The 8,167-nt window shown below is 40.0% G+C and carries 4 protein-coding genes; 2 read left to right on the top strand and 2 right to left on the bottom strand.

The features are described from left to right. Positions 1–30 precede the first annotated feature (30 nt). Entirely contained in the window at positions 31–2,616 is a 2,586-nt protein-coding gene (locus V7K89_RS27860) for a GAF domain-containing protein (protein WP_335193019.1), read from the top strand. A 339-nt stretch (positions 2,617–2,955) separates the two neighbouring features. Here the strand turns inward: V7K89_RS27860 and V7K89_RS27865 are convergent, their stop codons facing one another. Continuing rightward, positions 2,956–4,038, bottom strand: coding sequence for a response regulator (locus tag V7K89_RS27865; protein WP_335193022.1), 1,083 nt, complete (start codon positions 4,036–4,038; stop codon positions 2,956–2,958). A gap of 1,665 nt (positions 4,039–5,703) precedes the next feature. Beyond that, positions 5,704–6,759: an LLM class flavin-dependent oxidoreductase gene (locus V7K89_RS27870; RefSeq protein WP_335193024.1), complete on the bottom strand. Its 1,056-nt coding sequence runs from the start codon at positions 6,757–6,759 to the stop codon at positions 5,704–5,706. Between the two features lie 233 nt (positions 6,760–6,992). Here V7K89_RS27870 and V7K89_RS27875 point away from each other — a divergent pair, with 233 nt between their 5' ends. Further along, positions 6,993–8,108, top strand: coding sequence for an LLM class flavin-dependent oxidoreductase (locus V7K89_RS27875; RefSeq protein WP_335193028.1), 1,116 nt, complete (start codon positions 6,993–6,995; stop codon positions 8,106–8,108). Positions 8,109–8,167: the final 59 nt, after the last annotated feature.

Consider the following 8,167-nt stretch of genomic DNA (forward strand, 5'->3'; position numbering starts at 1 on the left):
AACCTCATTCTGTTATATAAAATACCAGTTATGTCAGCCTATCAAGGAAGTTGTGGGGAGACCACCGATTTGATTATTGGTGTTCACAACCAAGAAAACCTCGAATTACCAGCAAATTCTGCTCCTGTGGGTGCTCTTGCCACAAGACAAGGAACTTTTTCTACGTTTCTTGCTCCCTTGACTCAGGATACTTTTAAACAGGTCGTTAAGGATGTCGAGCAAAAATTACAGATTGTTCATCAAACCCTATCAATGCTTGATTCTCATGGGTTTGAAACTCTTCTGCAAGAAATGTTGCATTCGATTACCTTGAAAACTGGGGAATTACTGGGAGCAGACCGGACGACGATATTTTTATTGGATGAAGAAAAACAACAACTCTGGTCAATTTTAGCTGAGGGTGAGGGCGGTCGCTCTTTAGAAATCCGCATCCCTGCAAATAAAGGCATTGCTGGGGAAGTCGCCACTTTTAAAGAAGTTATTAATATTCCCTTTGATTTTTATAACGATCCGCGATCGCATTTTGCCCAAGAACAAGAAAAAAGAACTGGCTATCGCACCTACACGATGTTAGCTTTGCCACTTTTAAATGAACATGGGCAATTAGTTGCGGTAGTACAATTACTGAATAAATTAAAATCTGGGAACAATCACAATGCTCTACTTGCAGAGCGCATTGATACCAAAGGTTTTACTTGTACTGACGAACAATTATTTCAAGAATTTGCCCCTTCGATTCGCTTGATTTTAGAGTCCTCACGCTCTTTTTATGTCGCCACCCAAAAACAAAGAGCAGTGGCGGCGCTAATGAAGGCAATCAAGTCTCTCTCTCAAAGCAGTCTCGACTTAGAAGACACCCTCAAACGGGTGATGGATGAAGCCAAAGAATTAATGAATGCCGATCGCAGTACACTGTGGTTAATAGACCGCGATCGCCATGAATTGTGGACGAAAATCACTCAGGATGATGGTTCAACGAAAGAGTTGCGAGTCCCGGTAGGTAAAGGCTTTGCTGGTATAGTAGCGGCTTCTGGCAAGAAACTGAATATTGGCTTTGATTTGTACTACGATCCTGACTCAGAGACAGCTCAAAAACTTGACCAGCAAAATGGCTATCGTACCTGTAGCTTGCTTTGTATGCCAGTATTTAACGCCGATCGACAATTGATTGGCGTTACCCAACTCGTAAATAAAAAGAAATCCGGGGATTTTCCTGCTTATAATCCAGCTGATTGGCCCAAAGCTCCCGACTGCTTCCAAGCTAGCTTTGACCGCAACGATGAAGAGTTCATGGAAGCTTTTAATATTCAAGCGGGAGTAGCGCTGCAAAATGCCCAGTTGTTTGCCACAGTCAAGCAACAAGAACAAATGCAACGTGACATTCTGCGTAGTCTTTCCAATGGTGTGGTTTCCACTGATAAAACTGGGTTAATTATCGCCGCTAATGAAAGTGCCAAACGTTTGTTAGGGCTGGCGCCAGAAGACCGTTTAGAAGGTAAATTAGTTACTGATGCGATCGGCATCAAAGAAGGTGACTTTAGCAAGTGGTATCAGGATGCATTACATGCAGTTGACTTAAAAGGCCGCCAGCAATATTACCCAGATCGCACACTCCTAACCACTGATACAGAACAGCACAGTATTAATTTATCGATTAACACAATTGCCGATGCTAGCGACCAAGAGCAAGTCCGTGGGGCGTTGGTGGTGATGGAAGATATTAGTGATGAAAAGCGGCTCAAGAGTACGATGTACCGCTATATGACCCAAGAATTAGCCGAAGAATTGCTGAAATTAGATGACGCTAAACTCGGAGGCGATCGCAAAGAAGTTTCGATTTTATTTTCCGATATTCGCGGCTACACTACTTTAACGGAAAACTTAGAAGCAGAAGAAGTGGTGAGTATGCTCAATGAATATTTTGAATCAATGGTGGAGGCAGTCTTTAAACATAAAGGCACTCTTGACAAATATATCGGCGATGCCATCATGGCTGTGTTTGGTTCTCCTCTACCATTAGAAGAACACGCTTGGATGGCAGTACAAACATCTTTAGAAATGCGCGATCGCTTGCACGAATTTAATCAACGTCGCTATGCAGATGATAAGCCCAGAATTAAAATCGGCATTGGCATCAATTCTGATACCGTGATTAGTGGAAATATTGGCTCTAGTAAGCGGATGGAATTTACTGCGATTGGCGATGGCGTTAATCTTGGCTCTCGATTAGAAAGTGTTAGTAAACAGTATGGTTGCGATATTATTATTAGCCATAACACCTTTAAACCATGCCAAGATCACATTTGGGCTAGAGAACTAGATTACATTCGTGTCAAGGGTAGAAACGAACCGATAGCTATATACGAATTACTAGGTTTACGTTCCAATTCAATTGAAAGCAAAAAATTGCAAGTGATTGAGCACTATCATAAAGGGCGTGAGTATTACCTTAAGCGGCAGTTTTCTCTTGCCAGAGCTGAGTTTGCTAATGTTTTGGCAGCAGATAGCCAGGACAAAGCTGCTATGTTGCATCTGTTGCGTTGTCAGCATTGGTTACAATCACCCCCAACAGAATCAGATTGGGATGAAGGAGTCTGGACATTTCAGGAAAAATAACCCTACCGACTTTTCAGTTAGGGTTTCTAACTAATACCAATTTGAAAAAAGATGTAGATTAACTGATTATTTGTCACTGGTAACAACTTGTGTAATAGATTTCAAGTTGGTGAGGTAGACAAGCTAAGTTTGTTACCCAGGTATCAAACGTGTTTTACTCTTGAATTATGAATTCTAAATTATACTGTATTAATCTTCCTTTCTAAGAGAATGAATAATTAATTCTAACGAACTCAGACAATATTATATAACTAAAATGATCGTGAACCAGATAATATTTAACCTTAAATATTTAAAATAATAGGCTGTTAAAACAAAGTGATTTTTTATATTATAAAATTAAACAATATGTTGAAAAATAACTTTTAGTAAATCTCCTTGTTTAAAAGGCTTAGTTAAATAGCCTGATGCTCTAACCATCTTAGCTTTAGCTCTATCTATAAATCCTACTTTTTCTGACACTATAATCACAGGTGTATTTTTAAAATATGAGTGTTTACGCAGCAAAGAGCAGAGTTCGTATCCATCTAAATTAGGCATTGATATATCCAACAAAATTATGTCAGGTTTTATACGGATAATCTGCATTAAAGCTTTTAAAGAATCAGTGACTCCGATAACAGAAAAGGTTTGCTCATCTAAATAACTTTTAATAGCATTCAATATTGTAGGACTGTCATCAATACACAAAATTGTGTAGATTTTTCTGTCGGCAGGCGGTTGGATGATTTGCTGACCTCTGTATTCATTAGTATTAATTGAGTATGCTGCTGGTTTACAGCCATTTATTTTAGGCAACTTTGGCGTAGTTTTGACTTTAGGTTGTAGCTCATTTATTTGGAAAAATTGTGAGGTATGCAATTGATAACTTGGCGATGTTTGACGATAAACTGCTTCATTTTGGGGTGTTAAACATTGTTCAACTAATAAACGTAGATTTAGATGACAAAACTTTGGCATATCATCCAGAAAACTCTCAGGAATAAATTCATAGCTTCCCTCCTCTAAATTCAGAAATGACTCTAAAACTTCTAGCGCCAATTGCTCTATCAGCATTGCTGCTTGAGAGGAACTGATATATTTCTGATTGACTAACCAACAAATAGCCAGATAATCTGGGTTCGGTATTGTCTGATTTTCGATACCAGTTTCAAATATCGCCCGCAACTGGTCTTTGATTCCGTCAGGGAGAGTAGAAATTTGCTGACTCAAGCGTTGCAAATTTCTGTAAAGCGGCTCAAACATTTTCTCTGAGTAGCAGGCATAAATTAGTTTCCCTTCATCTACATATATTGACCAAGAGCCTGATGTGCTAAACACCTGTAAATAACCAGTAACCGACTTACCAGTGATTTTTTTCAACAAAGGTAGGGGCTGGAGCTTTTGGAAAAATCTGTATCTACTAATCGGAAGTGTTTTCATTGGGATAGCTCTGGAATAAAATTAGCATTTGCAGTTAAAATTAGTGAATTACCTTTTCGGAATTCACCGTGACTTTGTTGGAAGCACTGTCAGATAAATATAGCGGTAACAATTGAGTTAGTACAGAGATTCCACACCCCCAACTCTTAATTCACCAATCTCTGTTAAGCTATAATCCACGAGTTACAACTAAACCAATTAATGCTACTGACCAATAGCAAAATTGCCCGATTAGTTGCCAGGATATAGTATTTCAAAAATTAGATTGGTTTCTGTATCTTTAGCTAATCTAGCCAATCTAACAGTAACTCAAGTGCCACACAAAGACCATTGGCTCTCGCCCATCAGTCACAAAAGTATCATTGTTATCCGTATTTTGCGGCCTAAAATTATAGATACTTTAGTTCTCTTACAAAAGTTTTTTGTCCCTAATGCGAAAGCCTGGAGCGACCAAAATCTACTGTAATGTAAACGTAAATATTTCTCCATCAAGGCTTATAGGTATTAAGTCCGCACTGAGAAAGTATGTTTTTATATCCGTGAGAAAAGTCGTCGGGTACTTTTTCAAGAAGTTTATTCTTGAGAGTAACTTCACCAAAGAAAAAGTATTATTAAAAACTAAGCATTCCAAAAGTTCAATATCTTACTTAAGTTTGTGATTGTAGAGCAACTCTTAGTCTTGAGATTCAGCAAAATTATCATTTGCACAACAATAATCGTAAACCTCCGGCCAAGAATGAGTTTGCTGATAATTGCCGCCATGATGGTGTGTGGTGAGATGCACAAGCGACCAAATCAGCAGAAAGGAATCTCTTGATCATTACTGGAAACGGGTTCTAATGTTGTGTGGGGCTAAATAGTCACCCTGCACAAATTGGAGTGATAAATTCAAGAACTTACAGGGAAATTCTTGATTAGTAGTAGATACCTGTAAAATAGCTGTTTTCAGCTAGATGGTAAATAACAAGTAACATACTCACTAAAACTTAGATTACTATAATTTTCAAAAAAAGTTACCAAAAATATATAAACTTCATGATAAATCAGTAAAGTAAACATGAAAACTAATTGATATAGGACTCGTATTTGATTTTTGAAAAAACTCAGTACACATTTATTCCCTTCTTGCCTGTTCCCCCAACCCTGTTCCCTGTTCCCTGGCTACGTAAGTAAGTTCAGGAATCAAATCGGATTCCTATATCATCTTCCAAAAAATTGTTATAAATATTTATTTGTTTTTTAGTCTAAACTCCAGGTTTAGTCTCTTAATTTATCTGTGGGGTAGGAACCCTCCTTTTTCTTTCGCCAAATTGGACACCATTTTTTTATCGCTAAATTGATCAGTCTGTTATCAATTTCATAAACCTGACTTTAACAACTTACTTTTTCCTTTTAGAGCAAATTTATTACTGGTGCTTTAGCCGCACGGATAATTATCACTAACGGGTTAGCTATATTTCTTGCGTGAACAAGAGCGATCGCCTCCAGCACAACGTTAATTTCAGAAACTACTCCGCTCCGGTTGGAACTGTTGTAAAAGTTTCAATCCTCCTCAGGGGTAATGACATGGGCAATTAGTTAATTATGATTTGCTCCCGGTGTAGCCCAACTAGGCATCGCTCATCACAAATTACCAACCGTTGAAAGGGCGCATTCGGTCAACAACTAAGTAACTTTTTGCAAGTGTTGCACACGAGGCATAACTTCTTGGGCAAAAGGTGTCATCTCCCGGACAAAGGGATTAAATTGCAGCATGAAAGTGTCGATACCTGCATCAACGAAAGCTGCAACGCGAGTTGCAACTGTATCATAGCTGCCAACCAATCCTGCGGCTGTGCCACCATTGCCGCCAACAGCCGGATTTTTGGCGAAGAGTTGGAACATGACGACTTCTGGATCAACTCCTTTAGCAACACTTAACTTATATTGTTCTTCCAACTTTTGCAGTGCCATGAGTCGTTCTAGTTCTGCTTGGGCTTCTTCGTCTGTAGGGCGAGCAATGACAAAGGCTGAAAGACCAAAGCGGACTGGTTGGGGTCGCAAACGTGGTCGGTTCAAAACTTGTTTAATTACTTTGCGGACATCTTCAATCGGCTGACTGTTGATGAAGTAAACATCGGCTTGTTGGGCTGCTAAAATCTGCGCTGGATCTGATGCTCCTCCCAGGTAGATACGAGGATAAGGTTGAGCAACAGAGAAGGGTCGAAGGCTCAAATCTTGGATTTTGAAATATTCACCCTCGAAGTTCACCCTCTCACCGCTCCACAAAGCTCTAACAACTTGCAACCATTCACCAGAATAGCGATAACGTTCATCATGGGGAGGGAAGGGGATATTAGTACGCTCCATTTCTGGACGAAACCAAGCACTAATTAGGTTTATGGCAAAACGTCCACCACTTATTGCATCAATACCTAAGGCCATCTTGGCTAGAACGGCTGGATGAAATAATAAAGGTTTAATCGCGGCGATAATTTCTATACTTTCCGTAGCTTCAGCCAACGCGGCACAAGCTGTCCAAGTTTCCAACTGTTCTAAATCTAGACTACGAGGATTGGCAAGGTGTTGTGCGACTAAAGTGGTGACATATCCTAAACGTTCTGCTTCTAATACTAGCGATCGCGTGCGTTCAAAACTAGCATCAATCGGTTCATCTGGCGTATTGAGAGGACCAAAGTTACCCCCAACAGGTGCCCAAATACCGTAGCGTGGTTCTGACATTCTTACCTCCAAATGTAAATAGGGAGCGGGGAGTCGGGAATGGATTGGTAATCCAGCCATCGCAGCCACTAACTCGTTGTGAAAGGTTTACTTAATATAAAGACACCCTTGTTTTTTATCTTGATCTATGCAAACCTCATAATATATTACGGTAAATCGGTAGATTTATCGTAGAACATGAATCAGGTACAAAAATAAAGTTTTAGTACCGACTATAAAGGTTCTAGAAAACTATGTCTGAACCACGCTATGGGATTTGGATTCCCGTTTACGGCAACTGCGGTGTGATGAACCATCCTCTTGAACCTCGTGATGCTAGTTACTCACGAGCCAAGAATTTAATCCAATTGGCTCAAAGGTGCGGATTTACCACAACTTTAATAGCGCAACATATCATCAATCCCAGGAACCAAGAACTTGACCAGTTAGAAACTTGGACAGCAGCAGCAGCTCTTGCACAAGCAACAAACTCTATCGAGATTATTGCAGCTGTTAAGCCATTACTGTTTCATCCCGCCCTCTTAGCAAAGATGGCATTAGGTATTGATGCTATAAGTCATGGACGTTTTTCTATTAACTTAGTAAGTGCCTGGTTCAAGCCAGAAATGGAAAAACCGGGGATAAATTTCCTTACCCACGATGAGCGTTATCGTTATTCGGATGAATGGATTAGAGTTGTCAAAGCTTTGTGGAATGGAGAAAAAGTCAACTTCTACGGTGAATATTTTCAGATCAATGATTTGAAGCTTAATCCCCCACCCATAGCCAAACCACATCCGCGTGTATATGTAGGGGGAGAGTCAGAATCAGCCCAAGAACTAGCTGCAAAAGAAGCGCATACATTTTTCCTCAATGGCCGTCCGATTGAAGTCATCCGCGAAACCATTGCTCAGGTTGCTCAAAAAAGTAAGTTTCGCTCTCAACCTTTAGGCTTCGCTATGTCAGCTTTTGTGATTGCTCGACCGACAGACGAAGAAGCCCAAGCGGAATATCAAAACCTTAGAGCAATGGTACTAGCACAAGACGATCGCTCAGAATTACTTAAAGGAGTAGATTCGGAAGTAGTTATGTTCAAAAACATGGCTAAGTACCCTGGTGTGGGGAGCAATGGCGGTACAGCAGCAGGATTGATTGGTAGCTATGAAACTGTAGCCCATCAGATTGCTGAATTTACCAAAGTAGGAATTGGTACTTTCATGCTGCAATTCCAGCCTTTTGCTACAGAAATGGAGCGTTTTGCTGCCGAAATCATACCAAGAGTGCGAGTGTTAACGGTAGATAGTGAAGCGATGTCTGCGACGGGCTGCGCCTATACTAATACCAATTCTCTAAAATTGGACTACAGATGAGAGAATAAGAATAAACCAGATGAAGGATGAACAATGTCAGGGATATATCAGCTAGAAAT

This window comes from Nostoc sp. (assembly GCF_036917515.1).
Lineage (GTDB): Bacteria > Cyanobacteriota > Cyanobacteriia > Cyanobacteriales > Nostocaceae > Nostoc.